General features: G+C 46.0%; 17 protein-coding genes, 6 tRNA genes and 1 pseudogene. 23 read left to right on the forward strand and 1 reads right to left on the reverse strand.

The genetic code is table 11. The features are described from left to right. Positions 1–8 precede the first annotated feature (8 nt). The 7 genes from nagC to PXH59_RS09080 all read left to right on the forward strand — a co-directional run bounded on the left by nagC (position 9) and on the right by PXH59_RS09080 (position 2,064). Entirely contained in the window at positions 9–1,232 is a 1,224-nt protein-coding gene (gene nagC / locus PXH59_RS09050) for a DNA-binding transcriptional regulator NagC (protein WP_047770792.1), read from the forward strand. A gap of 156 nt (positions 1,233–1,388) precedes the next feature. Further along, positions 1,389–1,465, forward strand: a tRNA-Met gene (locus PXH59_RS09055). A 5-nt stretch (positions 1,466–1,470) separates the two neighbouring features. Beyond that, positions 1,471–1,555 (forward strand) — tRNA-Leu (locus PXH59_RS09060). A 69-nt stretch (positions 1,556–1,624) separates the two neighbouring features. After that, a tRNA-Gln gene (locus PXH59_RS09065) sits at positions 1,625–1,699 on the forward strand. 83 nt (positions 1,700–1,782) lie between these two features. Continuing rightward, positions 1,783–1,857: transfer RNA gene (locus PXH59_RS09070), tRNA-Gln, on the forward strand. 41 nt (positions 1,858–1,898) lie between these two features. Continuing rightward, positions 1,899–1,975: transfer RNA gene (locus PXH59_RS09075), tRNA-Met, on the forward strand. A gap of 14 nt (positions 1,976–1,989) precedes the next feature. Beyond that, a tRNA-Gln gene (locus PXH59_RS09080) sits at positions 1,990–2,064 on the forward strand. Between the two features lie 371 nt (positions 2,065–2,435). On the opposite strand, the gene ubiF is transcribed toward PXH59_RS09080, so the two are convergent. After that, a complete protein-coding gene (gene ubiF / locus PXH59_RS09085) occupies positions 2,436–3,623 on the reverse strand; it encodes a 3-demethoxyubiquinol 3-hydroxylase (protein WP_285811389.1) in 1,188 nt (395 codons plus the stop codon). Between the two features lie 203 nt (positions 3,624–3,826). On the opposite strand from ubiF, the gene miaB reads away from it, so the two are divergent. The 16 genes and pseudogenes from miaB to mrdA all read left to right on the forward strand — a co-directional run bounded on the left by miaB (position 3,827) and on the right by mrdA (position 20,840). Further along, entirely contained in the window at positions 3,827–5,257 is a 1,431-nt protein-coding gene (miaB, locus tag PXH59_RS09090; RefSeq protein ID WP_285811391.1) for a tRNA (N6-isopentenyl adenosine(37)-C2)-methylthiotransferase MiaB, read from the forward strand. A gap of 93 nt (positions 5,258–5,350) precedes the next feature. After that, the gene (locus PXH59_RS09095) at positions 5,351–6,328 is read left to right on the forward strand and encodes a PhoH family protein (RefSeq protein ID WP_369813298.1); all 978 of its coding nucleotides are present in this window, start codon (positions 5,351–5,353) and stop codon (positions 6,326–6,328) included. After that, the gene (gene ybeY / locus PXH59_RS09100) at positions 6,325–6,792 is read left to right on the forward strand and encodes an rRNA maturation RNase YbeY (protein WP_285811393.1); all 468 of its coding nucleotides are present in this window, start codon (positions 6,325–6,327) and stop codon (positions 6,790–6,792) included. Before PXH59_RS09095 ends, ybeY begins: the two co-directional genes overlap by 4 nt. Positions 6,793–6,862: 70 nt before the next feature. Next, positions 6,863–7,741, forward strand: coding sequence for a CNNM family magnesium/cobalt transport protein CorC (gene corC / locus PXH59_RS09105; protein WP_285811394.1), 879 nt, complete (start codon positions 6,863–6,865; stop codon positions 7,739–7,741). 11 nt (positions 7,742–7,752) lie between these two features. Further along, positions 7,753–9,282 carry an apolipoprotein N-acyltransferase gene (gene lnt, locus PXH59_RS09110; protein WP_285811395.1) on the forward strand — a complete coding sequence of 510 codons (1,530 nt, stop codon included), beginning with the start codon at positions 7,753–7,755 and terminating at the stop codon, positions 9,280–9,282. A 417-nt stretch (positions 9,283–9,699) separates the two neighbouring features. Beyond that, positions 9,700–10,587 carry a glutamate/aspartate ABC transporter substrate-binding protein gene (locus PXH59_RS09115; RefSeq protein WP_434223356.1) on the forward strand — a complete coding sequence of 296 codons (888 nt, stop codon included), beginning with the start codon at positions 9,700–9,702 and terminating at the stop codon, positions 10,585–10,587. Between the two features lie 119 nt (positions 10,588–10,706). Beyond that, the gene (locus tag PXH59_RS09120) at positions 10,707–11,447 is read left to right on the forward strand and encodes an amino acid ABC transporter permease (RefSeq protein WP_285811396.1); all 741 of its coding nucleotides are present in this window, start codon (positions 10,707–10,709) and stop codon (positions 11,445–11,447) included. Then, a complete protein-coding gene (gene gltK / locus PXH59_RS09125; RefSeq protein ID WP_047769178.1) occupies positions 11,448–12,122 on the forward strand; it encodes a glutamate/aspartate ABC transporter permease GltK in 675 nt (224 codons plus the stop codon). Beyond that, complete coding sequence (locus tag PXH59_RS09130; protein WP_047769175.1) at positions 12,122–12,847, forward strand: amino acid ABC transporter ATP-binding protein; 726 nt, start codon at positions 12,122–12,124, stop codon at positions 12,845–12,847. The genes gltK and PXH59_RS09130 overlap by 1 nt, the downstream gene beginning before the upstream one ends. A 200-nt stretch (positions 12,848–13,047) precedes the next feature. After that, on the forward strand, positions 13,048–15,630 hold the full coding sequence (gene leuS, locus PXH59_RS09135) for a leucine--tRNA ligase (RefSeq protein WP_285811397.1): 2,583 nt from the start codon (positions 13,048–13,050) through the stop codon (positions 15,628–15,630). Between the two features lie 18 nt (positions 15,631–15,648). Next, positions 15,649–16,209 (forward strand): LPS assembly lipoprotein LptE, encoded by a 561-nt coding sequence (gene lptE, locus PXH59_RS09140; protein WP_047769171.1) that lies wholly within the window; start codon positions 15,649–15,651, stop codon positions 16,207–16,209. Next, positions 16,206–17,237, forward strand: a complete 1,032-nt coding sequence (holA, locus tag PXH59_RS09145) for a DNA polymerase III subunit delta (RefSeq protein WP_285811399.1) — start codon at positions 16,206–16,208, stop codon at positions 17,235–17,237. Before lptE ends, holA begins: the two co-directional genes overlap by 4 nt. 79 nt (positions 17,238–17,316) lie before the next feature. Then, positions 17,317–17,986 (forward strand): annotated as a pseudogene (nadD, locus tag PXH59_RS09150) (nicotinate-nucleotide adenylyltransferase). A gap of 95 nt (positions 17,987–18,081) precedes the next feature. Beyond that, positions 18,082–18,408, forward strand: a complete 327-nt coding sequence (gene rsfS, locus PXH59_RS09155; protein WP_072161183.1) for a ribosome silencing factor — start codon at positions 18,082–18,084, stop codon at positions 18,406–18,408. A 2-nt stretch (positions 18,409–18,410) separates the two neighbouring features. Continuing rightward, entirely contained in the window at positions 18,411–18,881 is a 471-nt protein-coding gene (gene rlmH / locus PXH59_RS09160) for a 23S rRNA (pseudouridine(1915)-N(3))-methyltransferase RlmH (protein ID WP_047769160.1), read from the forward strand. Between the two features lie 36 nt (positions 18,882–18,917). After that, positions 18,918–20,840: a peptidoglycan DD-transpeptidase MrdA gene (gene mrdA / locus PXH59_RS09165; RefSeq protein WP_285811403.1), complete on the forward strand. Its 1,923-nt coding sequence runs from the start codon at positions 18,918–18,920 to the stop codon at positions 20,838–20,840. Positions 20,841–20,848: the final 8 nt, after the last annotated feature.

A 20,848-nucleotide genomic window follows, 5' to 3' on the forward strand; every position in this document is an offset into this window, starting at 1 on the left:
AAAGACTGATGAGTAATGAAAATGCACAGAAGCAAATTGGTAATATCGATCTCGTCAAACAGCTAAATAGTGCGGTGGTCTATCGCCTGATTGATCAGCATGGGCCAATATCACGCATCCAAATTGCAGAAGAGAGCCAACTTGCTCCTGCCAGCGTAACTAAAATTACTCGTCAGTTGTTAGAGCGCGGCCTGATAAAAGAAGTCGAACATCAGGCTTCCACCGGCGGAAGACGCGCAATCTCCATTATCAGCGAAACACGCCATTTCCATACGATCGGAGTCCGGCTTGGGCGCCATGATGCAACGGTGGCGCTATTTGATATGAGCGGCAAAACGTTAGTAGAAACACATTATCCTGTGCGGGAAAAGAGTCAGCAAGAAGTCGAGAGACGAATTATTTACGCCATTGAAAGTTTCATCGACAAAAACCAGCGCCGGATCCGTGAATTGATCGCCATTTCGATTATTCTTCCCGGCCTGGTTGATCCTGAACAAGGTATCATCCGCTATATGCCACACATTACGGTAGATAACTGGTCTCTGGTTAAGAATCTCAAAGAACATTTCAATACCCCCTGCTTTATTGGTCATGATATTCGCAGCCTTGCATTGGCAGAAAATTATTTCGGGGCAACACGCGATTGTGAAGATTCCATTCTGGTACGCATCCATCGCGGTACAGGGGCTGGTGTCATTGTTAACAACAATATTTTGCTCAACAAACGCGGCAATCTGGGTGAAATAGGCCATATCCAAATCGATCCTCTTGGTGAACGCTGCCATTGCGGTAATTTTGGTTGTCTGGAGACTATCGCTTCCAATTCAGCAATCGAGGCTAAAGTACAACAACAATTACACCAAGGGTTCCCAAGCCAGCTTGCCTTGAATAATTGCAATATCCATGCAATTTGTCTTGCCGCCAATGCGGGTGATCCTCTGGCAACCGAAGTCATCAAGCAAGTAGGGCTTTATCTTGGCAAGGCTATCTCAATCGCAATTAACCTCTTTAACCCTCAGAAGGTGGTAATTGCCGGAGAAATCACACAAGCAAAACAGGTATTGCTGCCGACTATCAAAAGCAGTATCAATACCCAGGTACTAAAAGCATTCCGCGAAGACCTCCCTGTGGTGATTTCTGAACTAAATCACTGTTCAGCAATTGGTGCATTCGCACTAACAAAACGGGCAATGCTTAATGGTGTACTGTTGCAACAGCTTCTTGGCGGATAATTTCAACCGTTTTAGCCGGCTTTGTCGACAAAACGCTTATAAGACAAACAAACAAACGATTTTGCGCATATTTCTTAAAAAAAGCAGTTGACGCATCTGTCTGATATACGCATAATGCGCCCCGCACCGCCGGTGAAGGCAAAGCAAAAAAAAGATGGCTACGTAGCTCAGCTGGTTAGAGCACAGCACTCATAATGCTGGGGTCACAGGTTCGATTCCCGTCGTAGCCACCATCTTTGCGGGAGTGGCGAAATTGGTAGACGCACCAGATTTAGGTTCTGGCGCCGCAAGGTGTGCGAGTTCAAGTCTCGCCTCCCGCACCATTTTCTTTATCGGGTTGTACTTAGCATGTGTTTTGATAACGATTTTAAGTTTTAGCGTGTTATTTCAGGTGGGGTATCGCCAAGCGGTAAGGCACCAGGTTTTGATCCTGGCATGCCCTGGTTCGAATCCAGGTACCCCAGCCATTTAACTGGAATAATAAGTTAAAACGATATAAGGTTAACTGCACATTCTGGGGATAACAGAGGCTGCATTGATAACACTCAGTTGGGGTATCGCCAAGCGGTAAGGCACCAGGTTTTGATCCTGGCATGCCCTGGTTCGAATCCAGGTACCCCAGCCATCTTACTGAGATTTATCAAAAATATTACGTTTATCGTAAATGGCTACGTAGCTCAGCTGGTTAGAGCACAGCACTCATAATGCTGGGGTCACAGGTTCGATTCCCGTCGTAGCCACCATTTTAAAATTCAGTTGGGGTATCGCCAAGCGGTAAGGCACCGGATTCTGATTCCGGCATTCCCAGGTTCGAATCCTGGTACCCCAGCCAGATTTATCAATATGTCAGCTAAAATGACATATTAAAAAAGAATATACAGGTAGAATATTCTTTGATGTACCCGCCACCATTAAGGGTGGTTTTTTTTGTTTTACAGCCGTCAAAATCCTCCATGCAAGCCTCTTCAATCATCGCAAATAAATCATTCTCTAATTCAATAGCATTGGCTGGGTGAAAATAATACGCTTACTGGCGACTGGCATAAGTCCCAAAGCGGGACTGGTATGCGTTTATGAAAATAATACCCGTTGCATCATTAAACCCGTTTTGGGAAAAATACCCCGATGCCGAACCTGGCATTACCTGCGATCCGTGACCTGCACTGATTAGCCCCATAAGGGGCTAATAGGAAGCAATATCCATCACAACCCCAATGCATATTTCAGAGCAAGATTTTTCATGACTCCTGAACGCTGTGCTGCCATCAATGCCAGATTTCGTACCGTTTTCAATCCCGGCAAATCATGACTGAATGTGGTATGGAAAAAATCCATTCCCGCTTGCATTATCAAATTATCCGGCATTCTGCGATGCTGATAACGCATCAAAACGCTCAAAGAATCCCACTCTTCCAACAATTCTTTAGCATTAGTCAGCACCTTGAGTAAAACATCAACATCCCGATAGCCTAAATTCACGCCCTGCCCTGCCAACGGGTTGATGGTATGAGCCGCATCTCCCAGCAAAACCAACCCTTCTTGTACGTAATGGCTGGCATGATGACGGGTCAGTGGAAATGAACCCGCAGCAATCGGGATAACTTTACCTAAGCGGGCAGGAAATGCCTGAAAAATTTCTCGTTCAAGTTGTATCATCGTCATCGACTGCAATTGACGAATACGTGCGGGTGAATCGTACCAAACTAACGAAGCCCATGATTCAAACAACGGCAGAAAGGCCCTGGGACCAGAAGGAAAAAATTGTTGCCAGGTTATATCTTGTTGAGGCTGGTCAGTCTTGACCGTTATCAGCATACATGACTGGCGATATTGCCACCCGTTACTGCCAATACCCGCCAATTGACGGACTTGAGAACGGGCACCATCGGCACCAATAATCAGCCGCGTATCAATTTCCATGCCATCTTCCAACGTTACCAGCCACGTTTTATTCTCATGCTGACGCTGCATAGATTGCAAAACAGCGGGACAAAACAATGTCAGGTTCGGATAACGCTCAAATTCCTGCCACAATGCCAGTTGTAAGACACGATTTTCAACCATGTGCCCTAGCTCTGGCAGCCCCAAACTTTCAGCATCGAAAATGACGTTCGAGTCACTTTGCTCCCACGTTTCCAGCTTTCGATAAGGAGCGCTGCGCATTCTCAGTACGTTTTCCCATGCTCCCAATTGTTTCAATAAATCCACCGAAGCACAGCTAATCGCAGATATACGAACATCAGGTTCACTCTCTGCATCATAAGGCGCTGGGGGCTGATGCTCCAACAATGCAACACGCCAACCTGCCTGCACCAATCCTAATGCTGTCGCCGCACCAATCATACCGGCACCAACGACAACGATATCGCATTTTTGTTGTGGATTATTCATATTCATCACGTCATTAACTTATTGATTAAAATAGTCTACCGGAATTTTCCCTTTTCGACTGTGAATATCCGCTGTTACAGTCTGGTCACTGGTGCCTCAAATGACTACAATAGCCAACAATATTATGCTAAATACACTACGTGCAATATATTGCGCTTTTCAGTGTTGAAGCATCATTCCACTGGAAACACCGGATACACAAAATGTCGACAATAAAAAAACTGTATATCAAAACCTGGGGCTGTCAGATGAACGAATACGATTCATCCAAGATGGCCGACTTACTGGAAACCACTCACGGTTATCAGTTAACCGATGTCGCCGAAGACGCAGATATCTTACTCCTGAATACTTGTTCAATCCGTGAAAAGGCTCAGGAAAAAGTCTTTCACCAGCTTGGCCGCTGGAAGGGCCTGAAAGATAAAAACCCTGAAATCATTATCGGTGTGGGGGGTTGTGTTGCTTCTCAGGAAGGGGATTACATTCGCCAGCGTTCACCTAGCGTCGATATTATTTTCGGGCCACAAACCCTGCATCGCCTGCCCGAGATGATTAACCATGTCAAAGGCACCCGCAGCCCGGTTGTTGACATCAGTTTCCCTGAAATTGAAAAATTTGACCGGATGCCAGAGCCTAAAGCAGAAGGCCCAACCGCATTCGTTTCCATCATGGAAGGCTGTAATAAATACTGCACATTCTGCGTTGTACCTTACACCCGTGGGGAAGAAGTCAGTCGTCCTTGTGATGATATTTTATTCGAAATTGCCCAGCTTGCTGCGCAAGGTGTACGTGAAGTTAATCTGCTTGGTCAAAACGTTAATGCCTATCGTGGTGCAACGTTTGATAGCGGCATCTGCACATTTGCAGAACTGTTGCGTCTGGTTGCGGCTATTGATGGTATCGACCGCATCCGCTTTACCACCAGCCATCCCATTGAATTTACTGACGACATTATTGCAGTCTACGAAGATACCCCTGAGTTAGTGAGCTTCCTGCATTTGCCAGTCCAGAGCGGTTCTGATCGCATTCTTACCCTGATGAAACGCGCCCATACTGCGCTAGAATACAAAGGCATTATTCGCCGTTTGCGTAAAGCACGCCCTGACATACAGATAAGCTCTGACTTCATCATCGGTTTCCCTGGTGAAACACAGGATGATTTTGAAAAAACCATGAAACTGATTGCTGATGTTAACTTCGACATGAGTTTTAGCTTCATCTATTCAGCGCGCCCGGGAACACCCGCAGCTGATTTGCCAGATGACGTCAGTGAAGAAGAGAAAAAGCAGCGCTTATACCTGCTCCAGCAGCGCATTAACCAACAAGCCATGAGCTACAGCCGCGCAATGATTGGCAGCACGCAGCGCATTCTGGTTGAAGGCCCATCCCGCAAAAATATCATGGAACTCTCTGGCCGTACCGAAAATAACCGCGTGGTTAATTTTGAGGGAGCACCTGACATGATTGGCAAATTTGTTGATGTCGAAATTGTTGACGTATACGCCAACTCCCTGCGTGGTAAAGTCATCCGTACTGAAGATGAGATGGATCTGCGCATCCATGAGTCACCTGAATCAGTCATTGCCCGTACTCGCAAGGAAGATGAACTCGGCGTTGGCTTTTATCAGCCTTAACAGGCTCTAACATAGAGATAATCAGTGACACAAATAAACCCACAAGTAGCAACCCAAGAAATCTTTCTGGAACCCGCTGACAATCAACGTCTGATGAGTCTGTGTGGACCACTTGATGATAATCTGAAACAACTTGAGCGTCGTTTGGGTATTGAAATTAATCGCCGTGATAACCGTTTCAAACTGGCAGGTAAACCATTGTCTGTCAGTGCGGCCGCAGGGATCCTGCGTCACCTTTATGTCGAAACCGCGCCGGTACGCGGCGTAATACCTGATCTTGAGCCGGAACAGGTTCACCTCGCTATTACTGAAAGCCGGGTGCTGGAACAAGCAGCGGAAAGCGTTCCTGAATATGGCAACGCCGTCAATATCAAGACTAAACGGGGTGTTGTAAAACCCCGTACTCCCAATCAGGCACAGTATATTGCTAATATCCTTGATCACGATATCACGTTCGGGGTTGGGCCTGCGGGTACAGGGAAAACGTATTTAGCCGTCGCTGCGGCGGTTGATGCTCTGGAGCGTCAGGAAATCCGCCGTATCCTGCTGACTCGCCCTGCGGTTGAAGCCGGGGAAAAACTGGGCTTTCTGCCCGGTGATCTCAGCCAGAAAGTCGACCCTTATCTGCGTCCGCTTTATGATGCCCTGTTTGAGATGATGGGATTTGAAAAAGTTGAGAAGCTGATCGAAAGAAACGTAATTGAAGTGGCGCCACTGGCTTATATGCGTGGACGTACCCTCAATGATGCCTTTATTATTCTCGACGAAAGCCAGAATACGACTATTGAACAGATGAAAATGTTCCTGACCCGCATTGGTTTTAATTCCAAGGCAGTCATTACCGGTGACGTAACCCAGATTGACCTGCCAAGAGGCCAAAAATCAGGCCTGAGTCATGCAATAGAAGTTTTATCTGATGTTGATGACCTAAGTTTTAACTTCTTACATAGTGAAGACGTTGTTCGCCATCCGGTGGTGGCAAAAGTGGTTATCGCCTATGAAGCATGGGAAGCGGCGGAACAGGAACGCAAAAAAGCGTTCAATGAGAAACGCAAACAGGAAGCACAATGAGTTCAGTCATATTAGATTTGCAAATTGCATGTGAAAACCCCGGAGGGCTTCCTGAGGAAGCCCTTTTCCAACGCTGGCTGGAAAGTGTTTTGCCACAATTTCAGGCCGAAAGTGAAGTGACTATTCGCCTGGTCGATGAGGCAGAAAGCCACGATTTAAACCTCACTTATCGTGGGAAAGATAAACCAACTAATGTGTTATCTTTCCCATTTGAAGCTCCACCTGAAGTTGAATTACCCTTACTCGGTGATTTAATTATCTGTCGTCAAGTTGTTGAAAAAGAGGCAGAGGAGCAACAAAAAACTGTCGAAGAACACTGGGCACATATGGTGATTCACGGCAGCCTTCATCTTCTGGGATATGATCATATAGAAGACGAAGAAGCGGAAGAAATGGAAGCTCTGGAAACAGAGATCCTAAAAAAAATGGGTTATACTGATCCCTATCTCTCGGAAAAAGAATAACCACTGTCAACATTTTTATGTTAAACATAATAATCTACGATTTTATATGGGGAATTTTCATTAAAACGCCATGAGCGACGACCATCCTTCAAGTAACGATAACCCTGGCCCTAAGAAAGGCTTTTTTGCACTTCTGAATCAGCTTTTTCACGGTGAACCGAAAAACCGTGATGATTTGGTTGAACTGATCCGTGATTCTGAACAGAACGACCTAATCGATCCCGATACCCGCGAGATGCTCGAAGGTGTCATAGATATTGCTGATCAACGCGTGCGTGACATTATGATCCCACGCTCACAGATCGTTACCTTAAAACGCAACCAAACTCTGGACGAATGTCTGGATGTTATTATTGACTCAGCTCACTCACGCTTTCCAGTGATCAGCGAAGACAAAGATCACATCGAAGGAATATTAATGGCGAAAGATCTGCTACCCTTCATGCGTACAAATGCAGAACCTTTCAGTATTGGTAAAGTCCTTCGTCAGGCTGTTGTCGTGCCGGAAAGTAAACGTGTTGACCGCCTGCTGAAAGAATTCCGTTCCCAACGCTACCATATGGCGATTGTGATCGATGAATTTGGCGGCGTTTCGGGGCTGGCCACCATTGAGGATATTCTTGAACTGATCGTGGGTGAAATAGAAGACGAATACGATGATGATGATGATAACGATATTCGTGCCTTAAGTCGCCATTCCTATTCAGTGCGAGCATTGACTCAAATTGAGGATTTTAATGACGTTTTCGGCACCAATTTCAGCGATGAAGAGGTTGATACTATTGGTGGACTAGTCATGCAGGCATTTGGGCATCTGCCTTCACGTGGGGAATCCATCATCATTGACGGCTACCTTTTCAAAGTGGCAATGTCTGATAGCCGTAAAATCATTCAGGTTCATGTAAAAATACCGGATGATGCTGATGTTCCTGGCTTTGATAAACAATAAATAGGATCTGGATGAACAAAGCCTCATTAATCAGTTGCCAGCGGTTACGTGCCGTGCTGGCGCTTTTCTTCGGAGCCAGCGGAACGCTGGCTTTTTCACCTTTTGATTTCTGGCCTGCTGCACTTGTTTCCCTTTTTGGCCTGCAAATCCTTTCCTTGCACAGAACAACCCGCCAGGCTTGCTTTATTGGTTTATGCTGGGGCCTTGGCTTGTTTGGTAGTGGCGCAAACTGGGTTTATGTCAGTATCGCCGACTTTGGTGGCATGCCAACCGCGATCAATCTATTTTTGGTGATCCTGTTATCTGCCTATCTTGCCCTTTATCCTGCCTTATTTACCGGTTTGTTGAACCGCTTTTTTCCGGCCTCCAATAGCCTCAGGCTGGTTATAGCCAGCCCAGCGCTGTGGCAGTTGACCGAATTTTTGCGCGGCTGGGTGTTATCTGGGTTTCCGTGGTTACAATTTGGTTATAGCCAGATTGATGGCCCGATGAAGGCTATTGCACCTATTCTGGGTGTAGAAGGTATTACCTTCTTGCTTATGATGATCAGCGGATTGCTGGTTTTTGCTGTCACCCAGAAAAAAATTTCGGCGGCTATCTTCGCCATTATCCTGCTGCTGTTACCGTGGCCAATAAGGCACTCTGCGTGGTATACCCTACAGCCAGAAAAAGCCACTGAGATTGCTTTGGTTCAAGGTAATATTCCTCAAGCCATGAAATGGGACCCCGCCGTTCTTGGGAAAACACTGGATATCTATTTGGATAACAGCCGCCCTTTCATGGGTAAAGCGCCAATTATTATCTGGCCGGAATCTGCCATCCCCGATTACGAATACAACCAGAGTGATTTCCTGACCAAATTGGATACCGTATTAAGGAAACACGACACTAGTTTGATCACAGGTATCGTAGATGCCCGACCGACGTTGGAAGGTTATAAATTCTACAACAGCATTATCGTATTAGGGGATAAGATACCTTACCAGTACCCAGCGCCAACCCGTTACGACAAACATCACCTTGTACCGTTTGGTGAGTTTGTGCCATTGGCATCAATACTGCGGCCGTTAGCACCTTTATTCAATTTGCCGATGTCTTCTTTTAGCCAAGGTAATTACATTCAGCCTCAACTTTCTGTTGCCGGACACAATATTACTGCCGCTATCTGCTATGAAATTATTTTGGGTGAACAGGTACGTGATAATTTCAAACCTGACACAGAGTTCCTCCTGACCGTTTCTAATGATGCCTGGTTTGGACGTTCCATTGGCCCGTGGCAGCATTTCCAAATGGCACGGATGCGCGCTCTTGAACTAGGCCGTCCTCTGCTAAGAGGAACGAATAATGGCGTTACAGCGGTAATTAACCCGGATGGCTCCATTCAGGCTGAACTTCCACAATTTACCCGACAGGTATTGGCAACCAAAGTCATCCCAGCCACAGGAGTAACACCTTATTTTCGCTTCGGCAATTGGCCAATATGGGGAGCAAGCATTCTGTTTTTCATCTTTGCTTTGATAAAAAAACGCCGCAAAACTTAATTTTCTATTTTCCTGTCATTACGTTAATAGAGGCCAGGGCATATTACTTATGCCCTGATTTTATTTAATTATCGATTTCATCACCGAAATAGCCAAAATTCATCACATATTTCACCATAAAATGCCAGCTAAAACAGAATATTATTTCAAATGGCGCAAAGTGTGAACACCATTCAATATTATTCACTTTTTAACCACACATAAATGAAGTTGTTTATTTATAGTGCGATACGGGTCGCAAACAGAAACATTATGTTTTCAAAAAAGTAACATTATGAATTATTTTTTTACAGTGCATAAACAAAGAAACTAGAAAAATCGTTTCGGCAATCTTAGTTATGTAGAAACATGCAGAAACACAATTATCTGTAAGAAAATTCAATTTCACGAAAAAATGACCAGATAAAGGAGCTGTATATGCGTAAGTTGATGTTAACCATGATGTTGTTTAGCGCCGTCGGGGCTGCCCATGCTGAGGAATTGACAGGAACACTGAAAAAAATCAAAGATAATGGCATTATCGTTGTTGGACACCGAGAATCTTCTGTTCCATTCTCTTACTACGATAATCAACAAAACGTCGTTGGTTATTCCCAGGATTATTCCAACCTGATCGTTGATGCCGTTAAGAAAAAGCTGGCTATGCCTAATTTGCAAATTAAGCTGATCCCGATTACCTCCCAGAACCGCATTCCCCTGCTACAAAACGGGACTTTCGATTTTGAATGTGGTTCTACCACCAATAATTTTGAACGACAGAAACAAGCGGCATTCTCCAATACCATCTTTTCCGTTGGCACTCGCCTGTTGACCAAAAAAGAGTCAGGCATCAAAGGATTTGATGATCTGGCAGGAAAAAATGTCGTTGTGACTTCCGGCACCACTTCTGAAATCTTGTTGAATAAGCTCAATGATGAGAAGCAAATGAAAATGCGTATCATCAGTGCCAAAGACCACGGTGATTCATTCCGTACCCTGGAATCAGGCCGTGCTGTTGCCTTTATGATGGACGATGCCTTACTCGCCGGTGAACGCGCGAAAGCGAAAAAACCCGATCAGTGGATCATTGTTGGCAAACCACAATCGGAAGAAGCATACGGTTGTATGCTGCGCAAAGATGATCCTCAATTCAAGAAATTAATTGATGACGTGATTGTCAAAACACAAACCTCCGGTGAATCAGAAAAAATGTTTAATCGCTGGTTTAAAGAACCCATTCCACCTAATAACCTGAATTTAAACTTCTCGATGTCAGATGAAATGAGAGCTTTGTTTAAATCACCAAACGATAAGGCATTAAATTAATCAACCAAAATCCCGCATTTGATTGGCAAAACGGGTATGAGGTAGTCGTTCCCTACCTCATTTTTTTCCCGAGTTAAATTCGATGCATGACAGCTAACCCCATATCAGGGAGTTCGATTATGTCCGCTAATTGGGATTGGAGCATCTTTTTACAAGCTACCCCTTTTGGTAATACCACCTATTTGGGGTGGCTTATTTCTGGTTTTCAGGTAACGGTGGCACTGGCCGCCTGTGCCTGGATCATTGCATTCCTTGTCGGCTCATTGTTCGGTATTCTCCGTACAGTTCCGAATAAATTCCTTTCCGGGCTAGGGACCTGTTATGTGGAGTTATTTCGCAACGTTCCTCTTATTGTCCAATTTTTTACCTGGTATCTGGTGGTTCCTGAATTCCTGCCCAAAAACCTGAGCGATTGGTTCAAAATGGAGCTGGACCCCAATATCCAGTTTTTTATCTCCTCAGTCATCTGCTTAGGGTTATTCACCGCTGCCCGTGTATGCGAACAAGTGCGCGCGGCAATTCAGTCACTCCCACGAGGGCAGAAAGCCGCAGGTCTGGCAATGGGCTTAACCTTGCCACAAACCTACCGTTACGTTCTGCTGCCAAACGCCTACCGGGTGATCATCCCCCCAATGACCTCGGAAATGCTCAATTTGGTGAAGAATTCTGCCATTGCTTCCACAATCGGGTTGGTTGATATGGCTGCTCAGGCCAATAAATTGCTGGATTATTCCGCGCACGCCTATGAATCATTCACAGCGATCACATTGGCATATGTCGGTATCAACCTCGTGATTATGCTTGCCATGAGCATACTGGAGAAAAAAGTACGTTTACCCGGCACGATGGGAGGCAAATAAATGTATCAGTTTGACTGGAGTTCAATTGTACCAAGTTTGCCTTTCCTTCTGGATGGATTGTTGATAACGGCCAAAATTACCGTGACAGCCATTATCATAGGCATTGTCTGGGGAACCATCCTGGCGATGATGCGCCTCTCATCCATCAAGGTTTTGAGCTGGTTTGCTGCTCTGTACGTGAACCTGTTCCGCTCAGTCCCGCTGGTGATGGTATTACTGTGGTTTTATCTGATTGTGCCTAACTTATTACAAAATATTCTAGGCATATCACCAAAAACCGATATCCGTTTAATTTCTGCAATGGTAGCTTTTTCGCTCTTTGAAGCGGCTTACTATTCAGAAATCATTCGGGCAGGTATTCAGAGCATTTCCCGGGGGCAATCTTCTGCTGCACTGGCACTGGGTATGACTCAATTGCAAAGCATGCGGCTGGTCATACTGCCACAAGCATTTCGGGCAATGATCCCATTGCTGCTAACGCAAGGCATTGTATTATTCCAGGATACGTCTCTGGTTTATGTATTGAGTCTGGCGGATTTTTTCCGGACAGCAACGAATATTGGTGAGCGCGATGGAACCCAGATTGAAATGGTTCTGTTTGCCGGCTTTGTTTATTTTGTGATTAGTTTTTCCGCTTCCATGCTGGTTAACTATTTGAAAAAAAGGACTGTTTGATGATTTCCCTGAAAAATGTATCCAAGTGGTATGGCCAATTTCAGGTTCTTACTGACTGCTCAACTGAGGTCAAAAAAGGTGAAGTAGTCGTGGTCTGCGGGCCTTCTGGTTCTGGTAAATCCACACTGATAAAAACGGTCAATGGCCTTGAACCTGTCCAGCAAGGTGAAATTCGAGTAAACGACACAAAAGTCAATGACAAGAACACCAATCTGGCACAATTGCGCGCCAGGGTGGGAATGGTGTTTCAGCACTTTGAACTGTTTCCTCACCTATCGATTATTGAAAACCTGACACTGGCTCAGGTTAAAGTGTTAAAGCGCGGCAAGAAAGAAGCGACTGAAAAAGGCTTAAAACTGCTGGAGCGAGTTGGATTAACCAGCCATGCGGATAAATTACCTGCACAACTCTCCGGAGGTCAGCAACAACGGGTTGCCATTGCCCGAGCACTCTGCATGGACCCGATTGCCATGCTATTTGATGAACCTACTTCGGCCCTTGATCCTGAAATGATTAATGAAGTCCTGGATGTCATGGTGGAATTGGCGAACGAAGGCATGACCATGATGGTGGTCACCCATGAAATGGGATTTGCCAAGAAAGTGGCACATCGCGTTATCTTCATGGATGAAGGTAAAATTGTCGAAGACAGTAAGAAAGAGGATTTCTTTGCCAACCCGAAATCAGAGCGTGCCCGCGATTTTCTGGCGAAAATTCTGCATTGATTTTTCCTCGTCGGCGGAGGGCTGAACGGCCGCCGACCTTAAATTCCCCCTAAAGATAAGTAATTTTCCGCATTCCGCCTTTAACAAGAGTTGTTGCCCCTATCCCTTATCAGCTATGCTATGGGATCTTAGATTTCCCATAAACAAACCAAACGCGCTAAAGGCGCAGCTTTATTACTCACCATAGGATTATCGGTGCCATGCAAGAACAATACCGTCCAGAAGACATAGAACAACAAGTCCAGCTTCATTGGCAAGAGAAGCAAACGTTCAAAGTGACAGAAGACAACAACAAAGAAAAATATTATTGCCTGTCTATGCTACCTTATCCTTCTGGCCGACTACATATGGGCCATGTCCGTAACTACACCATCGGTGATGTGATTTCCCGTTATCAGCGCATGCTGGGCAAAAACGTACTGCAACCTATTGGTTGGGATGCGTTTGGTTTGCCAGCAGAAGGTGCCGCAGTCAAGAATAATACCGCCCCCGCTCCGTGGACGTATTCCAACATTGATTATATGAAAAACCAGATAAAACAACTGGGTTTCGGCTATGATTGGGATCGTGAAATCGCAACGTGTACGCCAGAGTACTATCGCTGGGAACAGTGGTTCTTCACTAAATTGTACGAAAAGGGTCTGGTATACAAAAAAACTTCCGCCGTTAACTGGTGTCCGCATGACCTGACCGTTCTCGCTAATGAGCAGGTGATTGATGGCTGTTGCTGGCGTTGTGATACCCAGGTTGAGCGTAAAGAAATCCCACAATGGTTCATCAAGATCACCGCTTACGCAGAAGAGCTGCTAAACGATCTGGATAAACTGGAAGATTGGCCGGAACAGGTCAAAACCATGCAGCGCAACTGGATTGGCCGTTCTGAAGGCGTTGAAATCACGTTCAATGTTGCTGACAGCCAGGAAAAACTCACGGTTTATACCACTCGCCCAGATACCTTCATGGGCGCAACCTACGTCGCGGTAGCGGCCGGTCATCCTCTGGCAAAACAGGCGACGGAAAATAATCCTGAACTGATGAAGTTTATCGACGAATGCCGTAATACCAAAATTGCTGAAGCTGATATGGCAACGATGGAGAAAAAAGGCATGCCAACAGGCCTGTTTGTCATTCATCCATTGACCAACGAAAAACTCGCTATCTGGGTTGCCAACTTTGTCCTGATGGAATATGGCACCGGTGCGGTGATGGCTGTTCCAGGACACGATCAACGCGATTGGGAATTTGCTACTAAGTACAAGCTGCCAATAAAAGCCGTTATTCTTGACAACAATGGTAATGTACCAAACGTTCAGGAAGCGGCTGTTACTGATAAAAATGCCCTAGTCAATTCCGGTGAATTCAGCGGCCTGACCCATGAAGAAGGCTTCAATGCTATCGCTGACAAGCTGGTTGCAATGGGCGTCGGACAGCGTAAAGTCAATTACCGCTTGCGCGATTGGGGCGTTTCTCGTCAACGTTATTGGGGTGCTCCGATTCCAATGGCAACACTGGAAGATGGTACTGTTGTCTCTGTTCCAGAAGATCAGTTGCCGGTAATTTTGCCAGAAGATGTCGTGATGGATGGGATCACCAGCCCAATTAAAGCGGATCCTGAATGGGCAAAAACCACCATTAACGGCCAGCCTGCACTGTTTGAAACCGATACCTTTGATACCTTTATGGAATCCTCATGGTATTACGCTCGCTATACCTGCCCAGATTATGATAAAGGGATGTTGGATCCGGCGGCGGCTAATTATTGGTTGCCAGTGGATCAATACATTGGTGGTATTGAACACGCTATCATGCACCTGATGTACTTCCGCTTCTTCCACAAATTGATGCGTGATGCTGGCATGGTCAACTCTGATGAACCTGCCAAACGCCTGCTGTGCCAGGGCATGGTTCTGGCCGAAGCCTTCTATTACACAGGCAACAGCGGCGAGAAAGTCTGGGTATCTCCAGCTGATGCCATTGTTAAGCGCGATGAGAAAGGCCGTATTGTCAAAGCAACGGATAAAGACGGTCATGAGCTGGTTTATACCGGTATGAGCAAAATGTCGAAATCCAAGAACAACGGTATCGATCCACAAGAAATGGTCGATAAATACGGTGCTGATACCGTTCGTCTGTTCATGATGTTCGCCGCACCACCAGAACTGACTCTGGAATGGCAAGAATCTGGCGTGGAAGGTGCTAACCGCTTCCTGAAACGTGTTTGGCGTCTGGTTTACGAGCACAGCAACAAAGGGCCAACTCAGCCACTGGATATCAGTAACCTGACAACAGAACAGCAAGATCTGCGCCGTGATTTGCACAAAACCATCTCGAAAGTCACCGATGATGTTGGTCGCCGTCAAGCGTTCAATACCGCCATTGCGGCCATCATGGAGCTGATGAATAAACTGACTCGCGCACCACAGGAAACAGAGCAAGATCGTGCTCTGATGCAAGAAGCAATCATTGCGATTGTACGAATGCTTTCACCTATTACCCCACACGCTTGCTTCGTCATGTGGAAAGCACTTGGCAATGAGGATGATATTGATTCTGCTGCATGGCCACAAGCTGATGAGCAGGCAATGGTAGACGATACTAAACTGGTCATTATTCAAATTAACGGTAAAGTTCGTGGTCGCATTACTGTACCGGCAGATGCAACAAAAGAGTATGTTCAGGAGATGGCGACACAAGAATACAGTGTGAAAAAGTATCTTGAGGGCGTCAGTATCCGCAAAGTCATCTATGTTCCGGGTAAATTACTGAATCTGGTTGTAGGCTGATAACAGGAGACCTTATTTGTGGTAGCAAATAATCTACGACATCATATTTGTACGTTTTTGCTCGGGTTAGCGGTGTTAATCACCGCTGGCTGCGGTTTTCATCTTCGCGGCACAACACAAGTACCAAAGGAGCTGCAAACATTGCAATTAAGTTCTGGTGACCCTTATGGCCCTCTGGCACGGGCAGTACGTCAGCAACTTCGGCTGAACGATGTCAAAATTGTGGAAAATGGTGATGCTTCATTACCTATTCTGAAACTGGTTGGCTCTAATGAAAACAAAGAGACAGTTTCTATCTTTCAGGATGGTAAAGCGGCTGAACGTCTGTTGGTACTGAATGTTGATGCACAAGTTCTGATGCCAAACGGTAGCATCTATCCATTACGGGCAAAGGTTGATCGTTCGTTTTTCGATAACCCTTTGGAAGCACTGGCAAAAGATGCAGAAGATGAACTGGTTAAACAGGAAATGCGCGAACAGGCTGCCCGTCAGCTTATGCGCCAATTGCTGACCGTTCATAGCGCAGAACTCCTGAAAGCCGAGGCAAAACAAAAAGCGGCGGCTACACAGAAGCAATGATCCGACTGTATCCTGAACAACTGTTCTCGCAGCTCAATGAAGCGCTGCGAGGCAGCTATCTGTTGTGGGGCAATGAGCCATTACTATTGCAGGAAAGCCAAGACAGCATCCGCAAAGTCGCTGAACAACATGGCTTTATGGAGCATTTCACCTTTACATTGGATAACCATACCGATTGGGATGAAATCTTTAGCCTGTGTCAGTCACTTAGCCTGTTTGCCAGCCGTCAGTCTCTTACCCTGCTGCTTCCAGAAAACGGTCCTAATACTACCATGGTAGAGCGGCTGACCACGCTATCAGGGTTGCTGCATTCAGATATCTTACTGATATTGCGCGGGCACAAACTGACTAAAGCGCAGGAAAATAGCCCGTGGTTCAAAGCGATTGGACAAAATGGGGTATATGTCAGTTGTTTGACACCCGAGCAAAATCGCTTGCCACAATGGGTGGCACAACGGGCCAAAAACATGGGGCTATTACTGGAAAATGAAGCCAATCAATTACTGTGCTATTGCTATGAAGGAAACCTATTGGCAATGGCCCAGGCTCTGGAACGTCTTTCCCTGATCTATCCCGATAATCGACTGACATTTCCTCGCGTAGAAGAAGCCGTCAACGATGCGGCCCATTTTTCTCCCTATCATTGGGTTGATGCTTTGCTGGCAGGAAAAATAAAGCGGGCATGGCATATACTGAAACAACTTCGGCAGGAAGATACCGAAACGATTATTTTACTCCGTACCATACAGAGGGAGCTAATGCTGCTGCTGGTACTTAAGCGTCAATGTACGACCGTCCCTTTGAAGACGTTGTTTGATCAACACAAGATTTGGCAAAACCGCAGAGCATTGCTGTCAACGGCACTACAGCGCCTGTCACAGCGAGAGATGCGATCTGCCATACATTTGTTGACCCAGATGGAACTGCGCGTCAAACAGGATTATAGCCAATCCATTTGGGCTGACCTGGAAACGCTTTCCATGTTGTTATGCGGAAAACCATTACCAGAGAGCTTTCTGAATGCTTGAATCTATTGATCCAATCAATATCGATCAAGATATTGACTTAACGAATACTGACTCAACGAATATTGCCCCAATCAATAACATTGATTCTGTAACCAATAGACATTCTCCGGTTATTCAGGCGTTATTCGGTGGCACATTCGATCCCATCCATTATGGTCATTTGCGTCCTGTGGAAGCCTTGGCCCAATTAGTGGGACTCAGGAAAGTTATCTTATTACCGAATCACGTTCCCCCGCACCGCCCTCAACCGGAGGCAACCGCCCGACAGCGACTGGAAATGGTTCGTCTGGCTGTGCGGGATAACCCTCTGTTTACTGTGGATACCCGTGAGCTAGAGCGACAAGCCCCCTCTTACACAATAGAAACACTGAAAGCCTTTCGTCAGGAAATCGGGGAGCAACATCCATTGGCATTCATTATTGGTCAGGATTCCTTACAAGCTATTCATACCTGGTATAAATGGGAAGAATTACTCGACATTTGTCATCTGTTGGTCTGCTCCCGTCCGGGGTATCAAAGCCAGCTTACGGCTCCAGGAATGCAATCATGGCTTGAAAAGCACCAAATTGGTTCTCCCCCCCCCTCTGAGCCAAAAACCTCACGGATACATTTATCTGGCAGCCACTCCGTTGTTGAACATTTCAGCTACGGATATTCGCCAACGTCACCAACAAGGAATAAGTTGTGATGATTTGCTTCCCCCATCGATACAAAATTATATCGATTCACAGGGGTTATATAAGAAATAACGAAACCATACGGTGATTTGCAGCTAACTCGCTTACTTTTATAGAGATTGGCATGCTATTATTCTGCGTTACTTAACCAATTTGATGAAATAAAGGTGATCCTTTTGCAAGGCACAGAACTACAACAATTTGTTATTGACAGACTTGAAGATTCCAAAGCACAAGATATTGTTTCTATAGATGTTCGTGGAAAATCCAGCATTACTGACTGCATGGTTATCTGCACCGGAACATCAAACCGCCACCTGATGTCTGTGGCCGAACATCTGGTGGATGACTGCCGCCAAGTCGGTATTATGCCTTTAGGTGTTGAAGGGCAAGGCATTTCAGATTGGATAGTCGTCGATCTCGGCGAGATCATGGTCCACGTGATGCAAGAAGACAGCCGCCGTATGTACGAACTGGAAAAACTCTGGAGCTGAGTTTGAAGTTACAACTGGTCGCTGTAGGAACAAAAATGCCGGACTGGGTACAGACCGGCTTTATGGATTATCTGAATCGTTTTCCCAAGGATATGCCTTTTGAGCTTATTGAAATTCCGGCGGGAAAACGGGGCAAAAATGCTGACATCAAACGCATTCTGGAAAAAGAAGGCGAGCAGATGCTGGCTGCCGTTGGTAAAGGTAATCGGATTGTGACTCTGGATATTCCCGGCTCTCGTTGGGATACCCCGCAATTGGCACAACAACTTGAACGCTGGAAGTTGGATGGCAGAAACGTCAGCCTGTTAATTGGTGGCCCTGAAGGTTTGGCCCCTGCCTGCAAAGCAGCTGCGGAACAAAGCTGGTCACTTTCTCCTTTAACCATGCCACATCCTCTTGTCCGCGTTTTGGTTGCGGAGAGCCTTTATCGGGCGTGGAGCATCACTACTAACCACCCTTATCATCGGGAATAAATTGGGTAATCTGACACCGTGAATTCTGGCAATGGGATGAAGAACCAACGAACCTCTTTTCGCGATCATTCTGCTGAATCGGCCTTATTCATACGCCGCGCACTCGTGGCGTTTATCGGCATTATTATTTTAACCGGTATCCTGTTTGCCAATCTCTATCATCTCCAGATTACCCGCCACGAAGATTACCAAACCCGATCGAATGGAAATCGTATTAAGCTCGTTCCCATAGCCCCAAGCAGGGGCATCATTTATGACCGTAATGGCACACCACTGGCAGCTAACCGGACTATTTATCAGTTAGAAATCGTGCCACAAAAAGTCGCTGACCTTGATAAGACATTACATGATCTGCGCTCCGTCGTTGGACTGACTGATGAAGATATTGAAACCTTCAAAAAAGAGCGCCAACGCGCACGCCGTTTTACCTCTATCCCGCTAAAAACATCGCTGACTCCCGTTCAGGTTGCTCGGTTCTCCGTTAATCAATACCGCTTTACGGGATTGGAAATCAAGGGCTACCAACGTCGCTATTACCCTTATGGCTCCGCTCTCACCCATGTAATCGGCTATGTTGCCAAAATCAACGACAAGGATGTAGAACGACTAGAAAAAGAAGACATTCTGGCAGACTACGCCGCCACCCATGATATCGGAAAATTGGGTATTGAACGTTATTATGAATCCGTTCTGCATGGCAAACCGGGTTATGAGGAAGTCGAAGTCAACAACCGCGGTAAAGTGATCCGCCAGCTACATGAACAACCGCCACAGGCTGGCAAAGATATTTACCTGTCAATCGACTTAGAGCTGCAAACCTATATTGAAGAGATACTGACGACCAGCCGGGCAGGCGTTGTTGTTACCGATCCCCGCACCGGGGAGGTTTTGGCTATGGTGTCCAACCCAAGCTACGATCCGAATCTGTTTGTCGATGGTATTTCGAGCCAGGACTATAAATCTCTGCTCAATGACCCCAATCGCCCCTTAATTAACCGTGCCACACAAGGCGCTTATCCACCCGCATCAACAGTGAAGCCTTTTATTGCCGTTGCCGCCCTGAGTAGTGATGTCATTACCAAGAACACCACCATCAATGATCCGGGATGGTGGCAACTGCCAGGCTCAGAGAAGCGTTACCGTGACTGGAAGCGTTGGGGACATGGTAAGCTGAATGTACATAAATCGATTGTCGAGTCGGCGGATACTTTTTTCTATCAACTCGCCTATGATATGGGTATCGATAAGATGTCCGAATGGATGACGAAATTCGGTTATGGTCAATTTACGGGTATTGATTTGAAAGAAGAAAATCCGGGTAATATGCCTACCCGTGAATGGAAACTCAAACGCTATAAAAAACCGTGGTATCAAGGCGATACAATTTCCGTTGGTATCGGCCAAGGATACTGGACTGCAACGCCTATGCAGATGGCAAAAGCCTTAATGACTTTAATTAACGATGGCGTAGTGAAAACACCCCATTTTTTGCTGAATACACGCGTAAATGGCGAAATGCAACCTTACCAGCCCCCGGTCAGCGAACCAATTGGGGATATTCATTCCGGATATTGGGAAATTGCTAAAGATGGTATGTATGGCGTTGCCAATGCCCCAAATGGCACAGCTCGCAGAGCTTTTGCCGGTACGCCATATAAGGCCGCCGTTAAATCAGGTACAGCCCAGGTTTTCAGTTACGAAACCTACAATGCAAGTAAGCTTGCTGAACATCTGCGTGATCATAAGCTGATGATTGCCTTTGCGCCCTACGACAACCCGACGGTTGCCATTTCCATCATTCTTGAAAATGGGGGCGCTGGACCACCTGTTGGTTCTATTGTTCGTCAGATTCTGGATCATATTTTACTCAGGGATAGTAAAAACACCGCTCCTGCCAGCGCTTCTGCTGAGACAGGAGTCAATACGGCCACAACACAAGCTACCCAGAATAGAAACTAATTGAGTAA

Origin of the sequence: Xenorhabdus bakwenae, assembly GCF_030272115.1 — a bacterium.
GTDB classification, from domain to species: domain Bacteria; phylum Pseudomonadota; class Gammaproteobacteria; order Enterobacterales; family Enterobacteriaceae; genus Xenorhabdus; species Xenorhabdus bakwenae.